Consider the following 18506-nt stretch of genomic DNA (forward strand, 5'->3'; position numbering starts at 1 on the left):
AAATTATGTTTTGCAGTCGTTGCGGAAATGAGATCAAAGGAGATGGGAAATTCTGTCCTAAGTGCGGTGCGCCGGTGAAGCCGATCCAGAACCAGGGCCCGGAGATGTCCGGCGCAAATACGCAGAGAGGAAATGCTCAGACGTACAGTTACAGTCAGAACAATTACAGCCAAGGGGCAGTTCCGGCCGGAGGCGCCGCGGGAACCGGTGCGCCGGCAGCGAAGAAGCGCCCGCCTTATGTGGCCATTGGAGCCATTGTGCTGGCAGTGATCCTCTTGATCGTAGCAGTAAGGCTGATCTTTTTCAGAGATACATATAAGACGCCTATCAAAAATATGGTTAAGGTGATGGAAGACCGGGATGTGGATGCGGCAATGGATCTGATTCCGGAGAATTTCCTGGATGCGGCGGAAAGCCTGACCGGGATGGACAAAGAGGAAATGGCAGATATGCTGGAGGATGATTTGGTAGAAGCGTTTGACCAGTATATCGGCGAAATTGAGATTGATTATGAGATTGGGGACACAAGAGATCTGACCCAGTCAGAGTTAAATGACATTTCAGACGAATATATGGGAGTCCTGGGAAGCATCGAAGAAGGAAAAGAAGTAGAATTTTCTTATGAAATGTATGTGGACGGCGAATTGGAAGAAGAGTCTGGGGATGATGAGACGATCAATGTAGTCAAGATTGACGGAAAATGGTATATCAGTCCTGACGACTTATTCTAAACCCGGGAGAGCAAGAGAAGATGTTTTGCCAATATTGCGGAACAAAAAATCCAGAGGGAGCCAGGTTTTGTCAGAAATGTGGGAAACCGCTTGTGACGCGGCCTGACTATGAGACGAAAGATCAGACGGATTCCGAATGGGAGATTCGTTTGGATCAGGAAACGGACATAAAACCAAAGAAAAAAGGCGGCCGAAGGTGGCTCATAGCTGGGGCCGCCTTTCTTTTGGCGGCCTTTTGTGCTGCCGCTTTTTTGATCGTCAAGGGGCAGCAGGAACGGCGGGATTATGAAAATTATGTTGCCAGCGCGGAGAAATACTTGGAAGACTTAGACTACGAAAATGCGGAAGAGGCGTATCTGAAAGCTATTGAAATAGATCCAAAGAAGGCGGATGCGTATATTGGTCTGGCGGATACTTATTTAAAACAGGAAGACTTTGATAAAGCAGAGGCGATCCTGTCTCAGGGGAAGAAATCCGTGAGCAAAAAAGAAGCCGCTAAGATCAGTGATTCCGGCAGCCAGTCGTCTGAGGACCCTTCCAGTGGGACTAGCATGGACGATAAGATAGATTCTGTAAAAGTAGGACAGAATTATACCTGGGTAGTAGAACCCAAGGTGAAGGCGGATGATATTTACTATATCAAAGACGAAAATGCCCTTGATTACTGCCGAAACGATCTGAATCGGCAGATGGATACCGGGTATGCGGTCATGAAACAGGATGCTGCATACGGATTGATCGGCCTGGATGGGCAGATGGGAGCGGACCTGGAATATCAGGGAGTAGACGCGCTTGCCCAATATTATCTGCTGGAGAGGGAAGAGCCGGTCTACGAGTCTGAGTATCAGAGAGAAATGACGGAGTATTATTTTGTGGAGGAAGAAGAGGAAGTCAAACCGGCAGTGGCGGTGATTGGTGATGCGGGCGGATATTTAAGAGGAACCTTTTACTACCACGATGGACTGCGCAATACGGCAGAGTATTTTGCAGAACAGGGATATGGAATGACATATCAGCAGAAGCCGGACAGAACCATACCTGTAAAGCAGTCTGAAACTGTCTATGACGGTGAAAATGAACTGGATTGGTATGAAGATCTGGATGGCGGCTATGCGGTCTGCGGTATGGATGGGCAGTTGATGACGGACTTTATCTATGAAGAGTGCGGAAGTGTCTCCTCCGGCCTTCTTGCGGTGAAGCAAAATGGCAAATGGGGATATGTCAATGAACAGGGCGAGGAAGTGATTCCCTTGGAGTACGACGCATCCTGCAGTTATGAAACTTGTGTTTTCAGCTATAACACGGAGGAAGAACCAGAAATAGTGGAATATTGCTACGCGGCGTCCGATGGCTATGTTCCGCTCTGTAAAAATGGAGAATGGGAGCTTCGGGATACGTCTGGAAAACTTATCGTTCCTTCAGGTGTTTTCGACACGATCCGTCCGGTATATGATGGAAAATGCTGGGTTGAAAAAGACGGAAACTGGGGCGTGATCCAAGTTGGCGAAGAGGAAACACAGGCTGACAGCACGGAGAATGGAAAAGACAGCGGCGAAGAATCTTGGCGAACGGCCTATACCTCCTATATTGAGAGCATCCAGGCTGAAGGATGGGCAGGATATCGGCTGATCTATATCAATGACGACAACATTCCTGAATTATATATCACAGGAAGTAATACGGCCCAGGGAGATCAGATCTGCACGATGAAAGGATCCGAGATCAATGTGCTTAGCACAGGGATTTCCGGTCTGACTTATCTGGAACGCCAGAATCTGTTCTGTGAAAGCGGCGGCCGTATGGACTCTTATTACGATAATGTATATCAGATAGAAAATGGGGAGATGGTAAAGCTCCATGAAGGCTGGTATGGAGCGGAAGACAACACCAATGTCCAGTTTGACGCCCAAGGGAATCCGGTCTACCAGTATTTCTGGGATGGCGAAGAACTGTCCAAAGAAGAATACGAAGAAAGCTTGGAACAGGTATTCCATAGAGAAGGGGCGGTCTACGCGGCGGAGAAGACTCTTTCCGCCGGGGAGATTTTGAGACAGATCAAGAGTTATTAGGAATAAAAAGCAGGAATTAGAGAATATGAGTGAACATATCCTAACGATCATAGACACGAGGGGAAATTTAAGAGAAGTAGATCTGGATACCTTTCAGAAATCTGCGCTGACGCTGGGAAGGGATCGGGAACAGTGCGATATTGTGATCCCTGACCAGATCGTATCAAAGCTCCATGGAAGACTGCACATCAGCGGAGACAGGGTCCGCTATCAGGACCTGGACAGCCGGAACGGAACCTTCCTTGGTCTGGGAGCCGGGCGGCAGCTTCTTGGGAAGGCAGACGGATGGGCGGAGGTATTTGATAAGACGGTCCTTTGTATCGGGAATCTTGAGCAGGCAGAGAATATGGTATTGCTGCTCTATTCTGCCAGCGCTGAACGAGAGCTGTGGAAACGGGAACCATTGGAACGGCAGATCACAGAGATCGGACGGGACAGCGGGAATCAGATCTGCCTTCCCGGCCCTGGAGTATCGAAGATCCATTGCCGGATCTGCCGGCAGGAGACAGGATTTGTGCTGCAAGATAACCGCAGTACCAATGGAGTCCTGGTCAATGGAGGATATGTCAGAGGAGTCCAGGCCCTGAGAGATAAGGATGTGATCCAGATCCTGGGATTCCAGCTTGTCTTCTGCCAGGGGTGTATTTATTACAAATCGGCGGCCAAAGGAATTTCCCTGCAGGTACAGGGGATTACGAAGGTTGTTGGAAAGGGAAAGAAGAAAAAGAAGATTCTAAATGATGTAAGCTGTGAAATCCAGGGGAATGAATTTGTAGCGATCATCGGAGGTTCCGGGGCTGGGAAAACGACGCTGATGAACGCGATCAGCGGGTTTGAACCGGATTTTGAGGGAAAAGTTTTCTGCAACGGCACGGATCTTGTGGAAAATTTCCAGGCGTTGAAAAGCGTGATCGGCTTCGTTCCTCAGCAGGATATCATATATGAAAATCTGACGTTAAAGAAGATGCTGTATTACTCGGCCAAAATCCGGATGCCAAAGGATACCCGGCCGGACGAGATCCAGAAAAGGATCGAGGATGTGCTGGAAATGGTGGACCTAAAAGCTCACCAGGGAACGTATATCCGCAAATTATCCGGCGGCCAGAAGAAGCGTGCCAGCATCGCGGTGGAGCTGCTGGCGGATCCGAAGCTGTTTTTCCTGGATGAACCCACTTCCGGTCTGGACCCAGGGACAGAGAAGAACCTGATGATGAGTCTGAAAACGCTTGCAAGAGAGCAGAATAAAACCATTATTATGGTGACGCATACAACGGCAAACCTGCATCTGTGCGATAAGATCATTTTCATGGGGCCTGGCGGAAGGCTCTGTTTCTGCGGAAATGTGGAAGAAGCAAAGCGTTTCTATGAGACAGACGACCTGGTAAATATCTATAATATGATCGCTGCCGCTCCGGGAGAGTGGGAACAGCGGTACCGGAGATACCGGAGCCGGGAAGAACAGATCCCAAAGCAGAACCGGGGAAGGGAGAATCTGGCTAAGTCTGGAGAGAAATCCGGTTTCCGACAGTTCCTGGTGCTGCTGCGGCGATACGGGGAATTGATGGGAAACGACCGGCAGCGGCTGATGGTACTTCTGCTGCAGCCGTGTTTGATCGCGGTTCTCTTACATATAGTAGCGGATGAAAATATTTTTACGATTTATGAAAGCACGAAATCTATGCTGTTCGCCTTAAGTTGTTCTGGAATCTGGATCGGGCTGTTCAATTCGATCCAGGAGATCTGTAAGGAACGGACGATCGTCAAACGAGAATATATGGCGAATCTTAAGCTCCCCGGATACGTGCTGTCCAAATTTACGTTCCAGTTTGTTTTGGGCGGAGTCCAGGCGGCGTTTTTAGCTATGATCTTCCTGGAACTTACAAATAAGGACAGAGAAGGCATTTTCTTGGAGCATTTTTCCTGGGAGATGTTCCTGACCGTATGGCTGACAGTGCTGGCCTCTATTGCTCTTGGGTTTGTCATATCGGCTATGGTGCGGACGGGCGATAAGGCTATGGCTGTAGCGCCCTTTGTGCTGATCATCCAGCTTTTGTTTTCTGGGATTCTTTTTACCCTGGAGGGAGCGGGGAAGATCATTTCGTATGTAACGATCAGCAGATGGTCGGTGGAAGCGCTTGGGAGTATTGCCAAGCTGAATCGGCTGGATTTGAAGCTTCAGGCGGATTACCCGATGCTGGAACATGAAGCGGAAGCTTTCTTTAAAGCGACCAAAGTCCATGCGGCGCAGTGCTGGGGTATCCTGCTTTTTATGACAGCGCTGTTTCTTGCGCTGAGCGTGCTGTTTCTGAAAAGGATCGCCAGGGATACCAGATAGAAGAATGGCTGACACAGGAGGAAAGACTATGAAAGATTATCTCAAAGGTTGGAAGGATGAGCAGACGGCAGAGATTCCGCCGATACCGGAGACTGAGGAAGAACTAGTTGTGATCCGTCAGTATGTTCCTCCGCTGGAGCGGGAGGACGAGGAAGCTACAACACCGCTGTTTTCGGAAGCGGCAGCGGAGTCTGAAGGGGACGATGAGCCCACGACTCTGTTGGAACGCAATGTAAAAGTCTTGGTCACCCTGCAGAGAATGAAGACGGGAGAGACGGTGGATGTATCTGAGGATCCGTTTGTCCTGGGAAAGGGATCAGACTGTGATTATATCATCAGAGAGAATTCTTCGATCAGCCGGCGCCATGGGGAGATCTTCCAGAAGGAAGGCGCCTGGTTCTATCGGGATCTGGATTCTTTGAACCACAGCTTTATGGAGGAACAGCAGATCACGGAAGACCTTAAACTGGAAGACGGAATGAAGCTTCTGCTGTCAGACGAGGAATTTTTGGTGAGGATAGAGATAAGGAAGTAAGCAATGGATCAATTTGAAGAATTTACAAGTACATATCAGCTCCTGGAGAAGCTGGGAGAGGGCAGCGGGGGCGTTGTCTATCGGGCCTATCATAAAAGGCTTCAGAAGGAAGTGGTGCTCAAGCAGATCAAGAGCAAAGGGCTTTCGATGGCGGATAAGCGGCAGGAAGTGGATATCCTGAAGAATCTGAATCATATGTATCTGCCTCAGGTGCTGGATTTCCTGGTGTATGACGATGAAGTGTATACCGTTATGAGTTATATTCCGGGAAAATCTTTCCGACAGTTGATGAGAGAGCATGCTTCCTTTTCCCTGGGACAACTGACCCGGTGGGGGATGCAGATCTGCAGCGCCCTCAATTATCTGCACAGCCAGAATCCGCCGGTGATCCATGGAGATATCAAACCGTCCAATATCATGCTGACACCGCAGGGAAATATCTGTCTGATCGATTTTAATATTTCTTTTTATCTGGATGAGAACTCAATCCTTGGATATACAGACGGGTACACGTCGCCGGAACAGTATATCATCGCTTTAGACAGTGAATCAGACCGACCCATCGGCCGCTATTCTAAGGTGGACGAAAAAGCGGATATCTACAGTCTGGGAGCCACCCTCTATCACTTGGCCACAGGGAGGAAGCTTCAGAATTATCGGGATCGGATCGACCGGGAATATCTGGCGGAACGCACCAGCGAGGCATTTGCCCAGATCATTGAAAAAGCGGTGGAGATTGAGCCGGGGAAAAGATATCAGAGCGCCTTTGAGATGTTCCAGGCGTTTCAGAATGTGGGAAAGAAGGATTGGAGATACCAGGCGCTCCTGCGCAGGCAGACGGCTGTCCGGGCAGGACTTGTGGCGGCGATGGCTGGATTCATTGTGCTTGGCGGCTATGGGATCCATACGATCCAGGGAGAACGGACAGACGCCTACAATGAACTGGTGGCGGAACAGGAAGAATACCGGGAGAGCAGGGATTATGAGAAGCAGGAGGAAACCTTTGCGGAAGCGGTGGAGATCCTTCCCTCATCTCTGGAAAGCTACTATCAGAATGCCTGCGCCCTATATGAGCAGGAAGAATACCAGGATTGCATTTCTTTCGTAGAATACGATGTGGAGCAAAATGAGAAGCTGGATCTTCTGGCTCCCAGGATGGCGGACATTTATTATCTGGAAGCAGAAAGCCATATGGCTCTGGAAGAATACGAAGAGGCGGTCAGCACCTTTGAGAAGCTGTTCCAGATCGGCGGGTTTGATCAGGAATATTACCGGGATTACGCCATTGCCCTGGCCTATGACCAGGAACCGGAGAAGGCCCAGGATGCCCTGGATGAAGCCATCGAACTTGGTCTGAAAGAAGATTCTGTCTATTATACCAGGGGTGAGATCAAGAAGTCTCAGCAGGAATTGGATCAGGCGCTGAATGATTTTAAGAGCTGTATCCAGATTTCAGAAGATAATGAACTAAAAGCCAGGGCCTATATTGTGATGAGTGATATTTACGAGGAACAAGGAAGGGACCAGGATCAAAGGGAGATCCTGCTGGAAGCGAGAGAGGCGCTTCCGATAGAGAACCAGATGATCTTGCTGCAGAGGCTGATCCAGGCAGACATGGATCTGGCGGAGCGAAGCGGGAATGACAGCTACCGGGAGGAAGCGGCCGTTCTTTTGAACCAGGTGATCGAGCAGGGATGGGATACTTACGAGACTTATAATAACCTGGTAATCCTCAGCGAAAAGCAGGGGCGCCTTCAGGAAGCGGAACAATATCTGAACCAGATGGCGCAGAAGTTTGGAGAAGATTATAATATTTATAAAAGGCTGGCGTTCCTGGAGATCGATAAACAGGAACAGAAAAGCAACAGCCAGAGGGATTACAGCGCGTTTGCCGGCTATTATCAGAAAGCAAATGAAATGTACCAGGAACAATTGGAAGGAAATGATACAGACGCAGAAATGCAGCTGCTGGATAATGTGTATCAGCAGGTGCTGGCAGGAGGGTGGTTATCATCATGGGATTAACGGCAGGATGGATCTTTACGGGGATCAGTGTGATTGGGATCATCGGCTGCGCGGCGGGACTGATCGCAACGATTAAAAGTTTTCCCAGACAGCGCAGAAGGCTTCTGGAAGAGATTGAGGACGAGCAGGAGGGAAGAAGATGAAAAAGTATCTGAGATATGTGGCGGGGGGCCTGTTTGCCGCGGCCTTATTGATCCTGCTGTTTGCTCCGCTGATCGATGTGGCTGTGATGGAGCTTTCTCTGGCGGATGTGATGAAGCTGGGCAGTGGAATTGGAAGTTCCAACGCCTGGGGAGGATTTGAAGATGTGCTGAGAGAATATATGAAGCCCTATTTCTTTGTGATCCTATTTTTGATCCTATTAGTGATCGCAAGCGTTCTGGGCTGTGTGCTGCTCAGCTGGAGAAGCGCCTATGTGGCGGCGCTTGCGGGAGTGGCGGCAACCAATATTGTGACAGTCATCAGTGTGTGGACCCTTTATTCCAAGACCAAAGAACTGCGGCAGGGGTTAAGCTTCTTTGGAATGGAAGGGCTGATCCGCCTTCACAAGGGACCGATTATTTTGTGGTTTCTGCTTTGCGCCGGGATTCTTGCGATCAGTGTATGGGGGATCATACAGGCAGCTAAGATGCCGGAGCGGGAAAGAGTAAGGGATATCCTGCCAGAGAGCTTTAACGGCAGGAAGAATCCCTGGGAGGACCATCGGGATCTGACAGCTCAGGTGGGACGGGAAGATTATCTGAACCGGATCAATGAGCTGGAACAGGAGAAACAGCGCAGAGAAATGTTCCAAGAGATCGTTCACGAGAAGCAGGAAGAGAAACGGCAGAAGGAGAGAATGGCGCATTTCCACGGAGCATTAAAAGGATTAGAGGGAATATATGATAAGAAAGTATATGCCCTGGAAGAAAAGCTGCCGGTTTATTTTGTGCGGGACGGAGAGCAAGTCTTCGTTTCTGAGAAAAAAGAAGAAGACACACTGGCAGAAGTCTATTATATCAGTGAGTATGGAGAGTACTGCCTGACGCCAAAGAAGAGGCGGGCTTGTATTCTGGAAAGCGGCCAGCCTTTAGGCTCGGACCGGCATTATTATCTGAAGCGGGGGACACGGATCGGAGTAAACGGTCTGTCGTTTCTGCTGGCGTAGCAAGGAGGGAAAAATGCGGTGCAGTCATTGTAATATGGACAATCCGCCGGGATTCAGATTCTGTGGGAACTGCGGACGGCCCCTTAAGGCAGACGGGGATCAGGCGCTCAGAGAGAGCGGCCGGGCGGAAGAAAAGGGCCATAGAAAAGGTCCTGGGAAAGGAGTCTGGATCGGGGCCATATGTATCATTTTGGTCATTGCGGCAGCGGCGGTGGGATTTCTGATCTTTGGCTCAGGGAAGAACGCGAAAGAGATGGATCAGCTGCTGGCCAAAGGAGATCAATATCTGGAAGAGCTGGATTATGAGGAAGCGGAAGCTCAGTATCTGGAAGCGATCGCGGTGGATCCAAAGGAAGAAGAGCCTTATTTGAAGCTGGCAGAACTCTATACAAAGCAGAATCAGCCTGGAAAGGCGGCCAAAATCCTGGAAGAGGGAAAGAAGAATACGGAAAGTGAAGCAATCACAGAGCGGTATACGCTATATTCCTATGTGGATCAGGCGCTGATCCCCAAGATTGGAGCGTGCCGGGAAGGGGAATATATCTGTGGATATAAGCATGTTAATGGATTTGTGGGAGTGGACGGCGTCCATGATCAGAAAGGTGTCCTGACTTCCAGGATCAGGGATTTTGACGGGGACGGCGAAGAAGAACTGCTGGTGCTGGTACTGGATAATGAGGCCGATCTGGATGAGACGTCTCTTGGTTATGTGTCAGAAGGCGAGAAGGTTAATCAAATGCTTCTTCAAATGTATGAACTGGAAGAAGAAGAGGTGATCTTGAAGGATGAATACCAAGGGTTATGCCCCGTGCTGGGATATGGAGATGAAGAATCATCCGGCGTTTTCCTGAAGGAGAAAGATGGCAGGCTATATATTTGCGGAAGTCTCCACCAGATGATGCGAGTCAGTTATTCCGGCGGGAACGCCGTGCAGCTATTCGTACTGATCTATGACGGAGAAGAATTTGTGTTCCAAGCGGGACAGCGGGAAGTGACGGTAGGTACAGATTTTGAAGGAGAACGGGAGAGCGCCATGGAGACAGCTGACTTTCTGGAGGAAATCGGACTGCCCAAGGAGGCGGCTCAGATACGGGAGTCCTATATAGAGAAATTTGATTTTGCAGATGAAATGGATGATGTACTGCTTCGGATCACAGGAGAGGAAGATGGAAACAGCGATAGAGACGCCTTCTGGGATTCGGGCGGAAGAAATCTGGAATATCTTGGAAATGTAGTGATCCGCCTGCGGATGACATGGGAAGAAGGAGAATCTGCGGCCAGCCAGGAGAAAGCGGCAGAAACAGCAGGGCAGGCGCCGGAGATTTATGAAGAAGGAACGGTGGAGATGACGGGAACTGTTGAGGAGGTGGAATTCTCCCATCCCAATGGTTCCGCCTTGACAGCCATGGTTTTAAAGTTGGATGAGCCGGCGGATCTTAAGATCACTCATGATGGAGGGCCCATGGTTTATGAAGACTGTGAGCAGATCCAGCTTGGAAGCGGTGAGGGGATCGATCCCTCCTGGAGAGGAAAGCGGGTGAAGGTGACTGGAGAACTTCGAGAAAGCCCCCTGACAGCCTATTATCTAGATACCTACGTGATCTGGGATCCTGTTTTGGAAGAAATCAGTGAATAGAGGAAGGAGAGGTCAGAAATGGAAAATCGCGATGAAACAGTATTTGTCAATTACGAGAAGCTGGGACAGGGGCAAAATCTGACGTCTGCTGAAGGTAAGAGAACAGAAAGCAGGCCAAAGGAAGGCAGAAAGCCGGCAGACCAACTGGAACAGGCTTATCGGGATCTGGGGAAGGCATACTATGAAGGCGGGTTCGAGGATCCGCTTCCGCAGCTTCTGCCCTTGTTTGATAAGATCACCAGACTGAAAAAGGAAGAGGAGCGGCAGAAAGGGCTTTGCCCCGGATGTGGGAATCCGGTAGAGAAAAACGCGGTGTTCTGTGGAAAATGCGGATACCGGCTGAAGTAAACCTTTTGAAAAAATAGAAAACCAGGAGGAAAAAGGAATGAGATGTCCAAATTGTGGTTATGAAAACGAACATGGCTCCCAGTTCTGCGGAAATTGCGGGGCGGCGCTTCCGCCGTCAGGGCCGGCCGGCCAGGATCCGATGGAAATGAGGCCGGAGGGACAGAAAGGCAGGAAGAAGCCGAAAACAGCGCTGATCATTATCATAGCGGTCATAGCGGCGGCACTGCTGGCCGGTGTGATCGGATTTGCGGTCTATCACCAGTTTGCGGAGCGCAGAAGGCAGGAAGAGATCCAGGAAGAGCAAAGAGAAGCGGAGCAAGAGCGCCAGGAAGAAGAACAGGAAGCCAAGGAGGAACAAGAAGAGCAGGAGATGGAGCAGACGGCTCCGCCGCAGGAAGAGGAGGACGGCATCTGGACAGCCTATTCTTCGTCGGCTCCGGCCAGCCTGGGAGAGAGCTATAAGCTTCCGGTCAGCCAGGCCACAGCCACTTCTGTGATCGATCAGGAAGGGCATGACAACAGCGCGGCCATGGTGCTGGACGGGAAAGACGAGACTTCCTGGCAGGAAGGTGTAGATGGACCGGGAATTGGAGAGAGACTTACCTTCTCTTTGGATCGGACATATGAGATCGAGTATCTGTCATTCAAGCTGGGAAATTGGCGCTCTGATGAGTTTTACTATGAAAATCACCGGCCTATGACGCTGAAAATCGTCATAGGAGGGCAGGAGACACTGGTGGATTTCGCGGATGAGAAGACGGAGCAATGGGTGAAAGTAGACGGAGACTGTGAGGCTTCAGAGATCCAGATCGAGATTGTGGATGTCTATCAAGGGACCAGCAGCGTTTGGGACGATACCTGTATCGCGGAGATCGGGATCTACGGAGAGGATGCGGATTAAATGAAGAGCTTCAGAAGGAAAGGGAATCTTTGGATAAGGGCAGGCATAGGGTGTCTTGCCCTTTCCTTGATGGCTGGTCTTGCCGGCTGCGGCCAGTTGGGCGTAAAGTTTGAGAAACAGGAAGATATATCCCGGAAAACCAAGAAAGAGCAGAGCGGACTTCCGGTCCAACTGGAAACAGTGGAAAACTTAAAGGCGGGAGAGGTCATACCCGCCGATTGGCTGGATTTTGAACACCTGGAACAGTATTTTCAGGTGCTCGAAATAAGCGAAGCTGTATATCAGGAAATGAATGGGCAATCCTATGTAGCAAATGACCATATTCAGATCGAGGATCTGCGGTATTTGAAGGTACTCCATTACAACTATGATCATGAGATCCAGGTGGGAGAACTGGTGGTCAATCGGGCGATCGCGGAAGACGTGAAAAATGTTTTCTACGAATTGTTTCAGGAAGAGTATGAAATCTCATCCATGTATCTGATCGATAAATACTGGACGGGAAACGGCGTGGATTCAGACACAAATTCGATCGAACACAATAATACGTCCGCGTTTAACTACCGGGTGGTTCCGGGAACGGATCATTTGTCCAATCATGCGGAAGGGTATGCCATCGATATCAATCCCATAGAGAATCCCTACGTACAGTACACAGCAGACGGGGAATTTGCAAAATATTATCAGGATATGGAGAAATATCTGGATCGGGATTCAGGGAAACCTCACATGATCACACATGAAGACGCCGCATACAAGGTGTTTACAAAGTATGGTTTCACTTGGGGAGGAGACTGGGTAAATACAAAAGATTATCAGCATTTTGAGAAAAGACCCTGATAATCAACAATGAATTTCCAATGGCGCTCTGGTATTGATAGCCGGCATATGATAAAATCATAGCAGCATAAGGAGAAAGAATAAGGAGGAAGATAAAATGGGATTTCGAGAGATAGATATCCAGAGTTTACAGTTCAATCCATTTGATAAGATCAGCAAACAGTGGATGCTGGTGACCGCGGGGGATGAGGAAGGATCCAATACCATGACGGCAAGCTGGGGAGGTGTTGGGATCATGTGGGGGAAACCGGTAGCGACAGCTTACATCCGTCCCCAGAGGTACACAAGAGAGTTTGTGGAGAAGTCCGATTGCTTCACGCTGGCGTTTCTGCCGGAGGAATACCGGGAGGCGCTGAAGATCTGCGGCAGCGTATCGGGAAGAGACGTGGAAAATAAGTGGGAATCAGCGGGACTGCATCCTTGCTGCATAGAAGGGACGGCCCTGCCCCAGGAGGCTGAGCTGGCGTTTGTGTGCAGAAAGCTGTATGTCCAGGAGATGAAGCCGGAATGTTTCACCGACAGCGAGTGCGATATTAAGTGGTATCCGCAGAAGGACTATCATATCATGTATATGGCGGAGATTGAGAAAGTTTTGGTGAAGGAATAGGCAGATGCCCTGACGGGATCGAAACGGTGAACTCCTTTCTGAGTAAGCGTATATTACGTGAAAACCGCTTACTTTAGGAAGGAGTTTTTTATTTTTGATAGAAATGCCGGCCGGTTATACGAAGTAAAAGACAAAGGAGAGCGTTTTCCTTAACAGGGGGAAGAAAAGAATGAAATTGACAGAGGAAAATTTTATCAGCGAATTAAAAAGGGGAAATGAGAAAGCGCTGGTTTATGTGGTCGATCAGTACGGGAGCCTTTTGTGCGGGATAATACGCCGAAAACTTTGTCTTTTAAAAGAATACCAGGAAGAATGTCTGAATGATGTGTTTTTCAGTATCTGGCAGAATATCAGCTATTATGATGCAGACAAAAACAGTTTTGCTAATTGGGCTTCAGGTATCGCGCGTTATAAAGCGATCGATTATCTCAGGAGATATTATAAAAAGATTCCCACAGCCAGTCTTGAAGAACTGGAGCTTTCAGAGCCGGATCAAAATCTGGAAGATCTGATAGAATGTGAGATCTCGGAGGAACTGGAAGAAATGTTAAGCTGCCTGAAAGAGCAGGACCGGGAATTGTTTCTGCAGATTTACGTCCAGGAAAAGGGAGTAGGGCAGGTCAGCCAGGAGACGGGGATTTCCAGAGAGGTAATCTATAACAGATTGTCCAGAGGAAAGAAAAAGATCCGAAAACGGTATGCGCCGGGAAGGGAGAATGAATATGAAGACGATCTATGATCTTTTGAATGACGTTAAGACGGATACGGAAGAATACTGTGCGGAAGAAGTATCTGTGCTGGAAAAGCAAAGATGGAAACGAGCGGTTCTGCGCAAAGCCGGGAAGAACAGAAAGGCAAGAGCAATCAAAATTGCGGCTTGCATAGCGGTCTGTATCCTAGCTCTGGCAGGAGGGCCGCTTCGAGGTCAGGTGACGGCGGCAATGGATTCCGTGGCGGAAGCCATAGGCGGATGGCTCTCCTGGGGCACGGGAGAGAGGGAAGTAGCCCAGTATGAAGAGGTGATCAATACCAATCAAGAAAGCGATGGGATTGAAATGAAGCTGGAGTCTGTTTTCCTGGATGACCGGGAGATTGTCGTATCTACCCTGCAGACTTACCCGGATGACAGAGAGGACCTGGCCGAGCCTGTGAAAGATATGCAGGAAGGGATGACTCCGATATGGTCTATCGAACCGTTTGAAGATTTTGACAATGTCAGGGAGGAACTGAAAGCGTCAAAAGAGGAAACGGAATACCCGTGTATTGCTTCGAATGTGACGATCAACGGGCAGAAGGTAAAGGTAAGGCAGTTCATTGATGTGATGGGCGGCGATGAAGACGGGATCCGGGTGATCTATCAGTACTTTTTAGACGGCAGGGCAAAACTGGATCTGGCGGAAAGGTCTGAGATTCAAGTGGAATTCCAGGAAGTGGCAGGATTCAGTGATGGGAAATGGGAATTTGATTTTACCGCGGATGATGAAGAGCTGAAGCAAGATACCCTGATCGTGCCTTTGGATCAAAAAGTACAGCTTTCAGACGGAAGTGAGATCGTGCTGACAGAGTATAAGTGTAATAAGCTGGGAACGTATATTTATTACGAAGGTGAGACGCCGTCGGGCAATCCTGTACAGCTGAGAGGAGTCAATGACAAAAACGAGATCGTTTGGTTCCTGGATTATGGAGATATAGATAAAGAAGGCAGGTTTGGGCTATACAATTTGAACCAAATGAGAGCGGAAGACGCGGAAAGGATGATGTTGACGGTATACCAGAAAACGGATGTGGAAAAAGAAGAGTATAAACCCTGCGGGGAATCCTTTACAATTCCAACAGCGAACTAAAGGAATTCCCAAGCGCTCCGGTATGGAAAAGATATTCCATACCGGAGTATTTCATTTTTTAGGACTCCATTTTTAAATACAGAACACTGTAAGGGGGGAGTTCTATCTGGCCGTTCAAAGACAGATGTGCGCCGCTTAGAAGATCGAGAGCATCCCCGTTTAAGTCCCCATGGCTGGCGGTATACGCGTTTTCAGAAGCGTTTACGGCGACAAGGATGCGTTCCTGTTCCGCGGTCCGCCCAAAGATCAGTTGGTGATTGGTGATCACTATATTTTGATAGGACCCGCTGCACAAAGCATCGCTGTTTTGACGGAGATGAATTAATTTTTTTATAAATTCCGTTAATTCATTTGGTTTTGGGGTTTCAAAATAAGGACGCAGGGCATAATCGTTATCCGGAGCCTTTTCTCCCAGTTCTCCCCATTCGCTTCCGTAGTACAGGCAGGGGATGCCGGGCATACCAAAGAGAAGGCCGTAGGCAAGAGGGATATGCTCCTTGTTGGTCAAAATACTGGCAAGTCTTGTAACGTCATGGTTGTCCGCAAAGGTCATCAGGTGTTTCCCGCGGTAAATGCACCAGGGGTCCGGGCCGAACTGCCGATGCAGGGAGTGGGCGATCTCGAAGAGGTTCATGGAGTTGAAGCTGGAATACAGCCCTTTATAACATTCATAGTTCGTGCAGCTGTGCAGCATATCATCATTGACGATCTGATTGTAGTCTCCAAACAGCACTTCCCCGATCAAAGCGAAATCAGGTTTTAATCCGTTGGTGAAAGAACGGAGTCTGCGCATAAAATTGTGATCCAGGCTATAAGCCACATCCAGCCTGAGCCCATTGATATCAAAAGTATCCATCCAGAACCGGACACATTCCAGAAGGTAGTCCGCAACTGCCGGATTCTGAAGATTCAGTTTGACCAGTTCAAAATGTCCTTCCCAGCCTTCGTACCAGAAACCATCATTGTACGCGCTGTTTCCATCAAAATTAATGTAAAACCAGTCCTTATAAGGTGAATCCCATTTTTTCTCCAGCACATCCTGAAAAGCCCAGAATCCGCGGCCTACATGATTGAAAACACCATCTAGAACAATCTTGATGCCATGGCCATGTAAAGTGCGGCAGACCTGGACGAAATCTTCGTTGGTTCCCAGACGGCAGTCGATCCGTTTGAAATCACGGGTATCGTAGCCGTGGTTATCCGACTCGAAAATAGGATTTAATAAGACCGCATCCACGCCCAGTTCCTGGAGATAGTCGGCCCAGGCTGCCAGATGACGGATACGGGGAACGCATTGGCCGTCATTATGTACCGGAGCGCTGCAGAACCCGATGGGATAAATCTGATAAAAAATACTGTGATAAGCCCACATATCTTAAACCTCGCTTTTCAAAATTTAATAAAGACATTATATCAGAAAAATCAAGAGTTTAACATAGTTTTGATAGACAGGGCGCAAGGAGGGGGATATAATAGAAGTATCAAAATCAAAGGGGGACATTTTTATGAAGAAAGTTCTAAGTTTTGTGCTGATCTGCTGTATGGCGTTTGGGCTTGCGGCGTGCGGAGCGGAAGAGAAAGAAGACGCGCTGGTCTGCACCATGGAGCAGAGTGGGATGACCTTTACCATGCGTATGGACGCGAAAGGAGATAAGATCACTAATGTAGAGCAGGAAACGGTAGTAAGTACAGAAGGCTTTACTGAAGACCAGATCGCGCAGCTTCAGACAGCGATCGAGGATGCGGCAGCTGCCTATGAGGAAGTAGAAGGAACAGAATACTCTACTGAGGAAGGCGATGGAGAGATCCGCGAAGTGATCTCGATTCCAGTAGAGGATGAAGATGTTCTGAAAGCAGTGATCGATAAAGGACTGCTTCCAGTAGATGGAGAAAATGTGACAGAACTTTCTCTGGAACAGACGAGGGAAAGTCTGGAAGCCAGCGGATGGACGATCGAAGAATAAATAACCAGGGTTTAGGAAAAACTATATAAAATGAATAGAAAAGCACTGTAGAAACGGAAATATTCTGGAGTTCCATTCACAGTGCTTTTTTACGTACAACTATTCTTTCTTCAAAGCCGCGGAGAAAATGTGAGGGCCATTCTCCGGTTTGGTTTCCCGGCGCAGGAAGAGAAGAAACCAGATGAGAAGAAGGACACCCTTAAGGATACTGGAAATGGTAATACTCCACCAGATTCCATTTAAGCCAAGGGCAGTATCAGTGAGCAAAACCGCAAGGGGAATCCGCAGCGCCGTAAAAAAGATTCCGATCACGGAAGGCGGGATGGTCCGCCCGAATCCAGAGAAAGCCCCGGCCGTGGTGATCTCTGTGCTCATAAAAAGCTGAGAAACTCCCAGGATGATCAAGTAATCTACACCCATAGGAAGCAGTTCCGGTTCTGTAATGAAGACGCGAAAGACCGGAGCCGGACAGAGCATCAGAAGAAGTGTGCAGAAAACACCCCAGATCAGAACAATGCCCATAGCGCAGCGGTAGCCCTTCCGGATTCTGGCGCGGTTCCCAGCGCCGTGATTCTGGGCGATAAAGGAATTTACAGCCGCGGCAAAACCGTCCGCCGTCATCCAGGAAATAGACTCGATCTGGGATCCAACTTTCTGTACGGCGACAGCGCCGTCACCGTAACTGGCGACAAAACGGGCAATGATCATAGAAATGCCGGTGAAAAGCATATTCTGGATGGATGTGGGAAACCCGATCCGCGCGATAGATTTTAAGGAAGCGGCCGCCGGGACCGATTTCCAGTTTATATAAGGGAAGAGGGTCGTGTCTCTAAGGGCGAAAGCTAGGAACATTAATGTAACGATAGCCTGAGCCAGCACTGTAGCGATGGCGGCGCCCATAACCCCTAACTTTGGAAATGGCCCCACGCCGAAGATCAATACAGGGTCCATAATGATATTTACGAATAATCCGGTGGTAGTAGCCAAAAAAGCGGCCTTGCTGTTCCCGATAGCGGTAAAGATCCCGGTAAACGTCTGATTGAAAAACGAAAAGATCACAAGGCCGCAGGTAATCTGCAGATAGATCTTGGCGTCTGCAATGACCTTAGGACTGTTCAGTTTAAAGAAATCAATCAGAGGATCCGCAAAAACAGCGCAGCCAACGCCAAAGAGGATTCCCAGGAGCGCGCAGAGCCAGAGCGCGGCAAAAGCGTACTCTCCTGCGGATTTAGGACGCCCCGAGCCAAGAGCGTGTCCTACATTGACTTGTCCGCCCATTTTCGACAGGGCGACAAGACCATTGGAAAGCCACATATACATTCCGGCGGCGCCTACAGCGGCAACGGCATCGCTTCCCACCCTGCCGATCCAGATCATGTCCGTAAGATTGTAGGCCATCTGGATCAGAGAAGTGGCCATGATCGGGACAGCCAGTTTAGTGAGAGATGGAAGCACAGGACCATGGAGCAAGTCCACATTTTTCTGCATTGCGAAAACCTCCGTAAATAGCAAGATAAACGCGCT

16 protein-coding genes are annotated in these 18506 nt (G+C 49.0%); 14 read left to right on the top strand and 2 right to left on the bottom strand.

Features of this window, described 5'->3' with window-relative positions; genetic code table 11:
• Positions 1-5: 5 nt before the first annotated feature.
• The 13 genes from FND36_03535 (at position 6) to FND36_03595 (ending at position 15018) form a co-directional block, all read left to right on the top strand.
• Positions 6-731, top strand: coding sequence for a zinc-ribbon domain-containing protein (locus FND36_03535; protein ID QDW73191.1), 726 nt, complete (start codon positions 6-8; stop codon positions 729-731).
• Positions 732-751: 20 nt separating this feature from the next.
• Positions 752-2800 (top strand): tetratricopeptide repeat protein, encoded by a 2049-nt coding sequence (locus FND36_03540; GenBank protein ID QDW73192.1) that lies wholly within the window; start codon positions 752-754, stop codon positions 2798-2800.
• Between the two features lie 25 nt (positions 2801-2825).
• Positions 2826-5135, top strand: a complete 2310-nt coding sequence (locus FND36_03545; GenBank protein QDW73193.1) for an ATP-binding cassette domain-containing protein — start codon at positions 2826-2828, stop codon at positions 5133-5135.
• A gap of 4 nt (positions 5136-5139) precedes the next feature.
• Complete coding sequence (locus tag FND36_03550) at positions 5140-5670, top strand: FHA domain-containing protein (protein QDW73194.1); 531 nt, start codon at positions 5140-5142, stop codon at positions 5668-5670.
• A 3-nt stretch (positions 5671-5673) separates the two neighbouring features.
• Positions 5674-7695, top strand: a complete 2022-nt coding sequence (locus FND36_03555; protein ID QDW73195.1) for a protein kinase — start codon at positions 5674-5676, stop codon at positions 7693-7695.
• Between the two features lie 139 nt (positions 7696-7834).
• Positions 7835-8842: a hypothetical protein gene (locus FND36_03560; GenBank protein ID QDW73196.1), complete on the top strand. Its 1008-nt coding sequence runs from the start codon at positions 7835-7837 to the stop codon at positions 8840-8842.
• Between the two features lie 13 nt (positions 8843-8855).
• The gene (locus FND36_03565; protein ID QDW73197.1) at positions 8856-10478 is read left to right on the top strand and encodes a hypothetical protein; all 1623 of its coding nucleotides are present in this window, start codon (positions 8856-8858) and stop codon (positions 10476-10478) included.
• An 18-nt stretch (positions 10479-10496) separates the two neighbouring features.
• Complete coding sequence (locus FND36_03570) at positions 10497-10826, top strand: zinc ribbon domain-containing protein (GenBank protein QDW73198.1); 330 nt, start codon at positions 10497-10499, stop codon at positions 10824-10826.
• Positions 10827-10863: 37 nt separating this feature from the next.
• Entirely contained in the window at positions 10864-11727 is an 864-nt protein-coding gene (locus FND36_03575; GenBank protein QDW73199.1) for a zinc-ribbon domain-containing protein, read from the top strand.
• Positions 11728-12567 carry a M15 family metallopeptidase gene (locus tag FND36_03580; protein ID QDW73200.1) on the top strand — a complete coding sequence of 280 codons (840 nt, stop codon included), beginning with the start codon at positions 11728-11730 and terminating at the stop codon, positions 12565-12567.
• Positions 12568-12664: 97 nt separating this feature from the next.
• Entirely contained in the window at positions 12665-13174 is a 510-nt protein-coding gene (locus tag FND36_03585) for a flavin reductase family protein (protein ID QDW73201.1), read from the top strand.
• Between the two features lie 169 nt (positions 13175-13343).
• Positions 13344-13913, top strand: a complete 570-nt coding sequence (locus FND36_03590; GenBank protein ID QDW73202.1) for a sigma-70 family RNA polymerase sigma factor — start codon at positions 13344-13346, stop codon at positions 13911-13913.
• Entirely contained in the window at positions 13873-15018 is a 1146-nt protein-coding gene (locus FND36_03595) for a DUF4179 domain-containing protein (GenBank protein QDW73203.1), read from the top strand. The genes FND36_03590 and FND36_03595 overlap by 41 nt, the downstream gene beginning before the upstream one ends.
• 58 nt (positions 15019-15076) lie before the next feature.
• On the opposite strand, the gene FND36_03600 is transcribed toward FND36_03595, so the two are convergent.
• Positions 15077-16390, bottom strand: coding sequence for a maltodextrin glucosidase (locus FND36_03600; protein ID QDW73204.1), 1314 nt, complete (start codon positions 16388-16390; stop codon positions 15077-15079).
• 133 nt (positions 16391-16523) lie between these two features.
• Here FND36_03600 and FND36_03605 point away from each other — a divergent pair, with 133 nt between their 5' ends.
• The gene (locus tag FND36_03605; protein QDW73205.1) at positions 16524-16982 is read left to right on the top strand and encodes a DUF1307 domain-containing protein; all 459 of its coding nucleotides are present in this window, start codon (positions 16524-16526) and stop codon (positions 16980-16982) included.
• A gap of 99 nt (positions 16983-17081) precedes the next feature.
• Here FND36_03605 and FND36_03610 read toward each other — a convergent pair whose 3' ends face one another.
• Entirely contained in the window at positions 17082-18470 is a 1389-nt protein-coding gene (locus FND36_03610; GenBank protein QDW73206.1) for an MATE family efflux transporter, read from the bottom strand.
• Between the last annotated feature and the right edge of the window lie 36 nt (positions 18471-18506).

The organism is Lachnospiraceae bacterium KGMB03038 (genome assembly GCA_007361935.1).
Lineage (GTDB): Bacteria > Bacillota > Clostridia > Lachnospirales > Lachnospiraceae > Massilistercora.

Excerpts from the sequence above, each read along its gene's own strand:
- FND36_03535 (QDW73191.1), top strand. The coding sequence starts at position 6 with ATGTTTTGCAGTCGTTGCGGAAATGAGATCAAAGGAGATGGGAAATTC.
- FND36_03595 (QDW73203.1), top strand. The coding sequence starts at position 13,873 with ATGCGCCGGGAAGGGAGAATGAATATGAAGACGATCTATGATCTTTTG.
- FND36_03545 (QDW73193.1), top strand. The coding sequence starts at position 2,826 with ATGAGTGAACATATCCTAACGATCATAGACACGAGGGGAAATTTAAGA.
- FND36_03610 (QDW73206.1), bottom strand. The coding sequence starts at position 18,470 with ATGCAGAAAAATGTGGACTTGCTCCATGGTCCTGTGCTTCCATCTCTC.
- FND36_03590 (QDW73202.1), top strand. The coding sequence starts at position 13,344 with ATGAAATTGACAGAGGAAAATTTTATCAGCGAATTAAAAAGGGGAAAT.
- FND36_03605 (QDW73205.1), top strand. The coding sequence starts at position 16,524 with ATGAAGAAAGTTCTAAGTTTTGTGCTGATCTGCTGTATGGCGTTTGGG.
- FND36_03560 (QDW73196.1), top strand. The coding sequence starts at position 7,835 with ATGAAAAAGTATCTGAGATATGTGGCGGGGGGCCTGTTTGCCGCGGCC.
- FND36_03570 (QDW73198.1), top strand. The coding sequence starts at position 10,497 with ATGGAAAATCGCGATGAAACAGTATTTGTCAATTACGAGAAGCTGGGA.
- FND36_03575 (QDW73199.1), top strand. The coding sequence starts at position 10,864 with ATGAGATGTCCAAATTGTGGTTATGAAAACGAACATGGCTCCCAGTTC.
- FND36_03600 (QDW73204.1), bottom strand. The coding sequence starts at position 16,390 with ATGTGGGCTTATCACAGTATTTTTTATCAGATTTATCCCATCGGGTTC.
- FND36_03565 (QDW73197.1), top strand. The coding sequence starts at position 8,856 with ATGCGGTGCAGTCATTGTAATATGGACAATCCGCCGGGATTCAGATTC.
- FND36_03550 (QDW73194.1), top strand. The coding sequence starts at position 5,140 with ATGGCTGACACAGGAGGAAAGACTATGAAAGATTATCTCAAAGGTTGG.
- FND36_03540 (QDW73192.1), top strand. The coding sequence starts at position 752 with ATGTTTTGCCAATATTGCGGAACAAAAAATCCAGAGGGAGCCAGGTTT.
- FND36_03585 (QDW73201.1), top strand. The coding sequence starts at position 12,665 with ATGGGATTTCGAGAGATAGATATCCAGAGTTTACAGTTCAATCCATTT.
- FND36_03555 (QDW73195.1), top strand. The coding sequence starts at position 5,674 with ATGGATCAATTTGAAGAATTTACAAGTACATATCAGCTCCTGGAGAAG.
- FND36_03580 (QDW73200.1), top strand. The coding sequence starts at position 11,728 with ATGAAGAGCTTCAGAAGGAAAGGGAATCTTTGGATAAGGGCAGGCATA.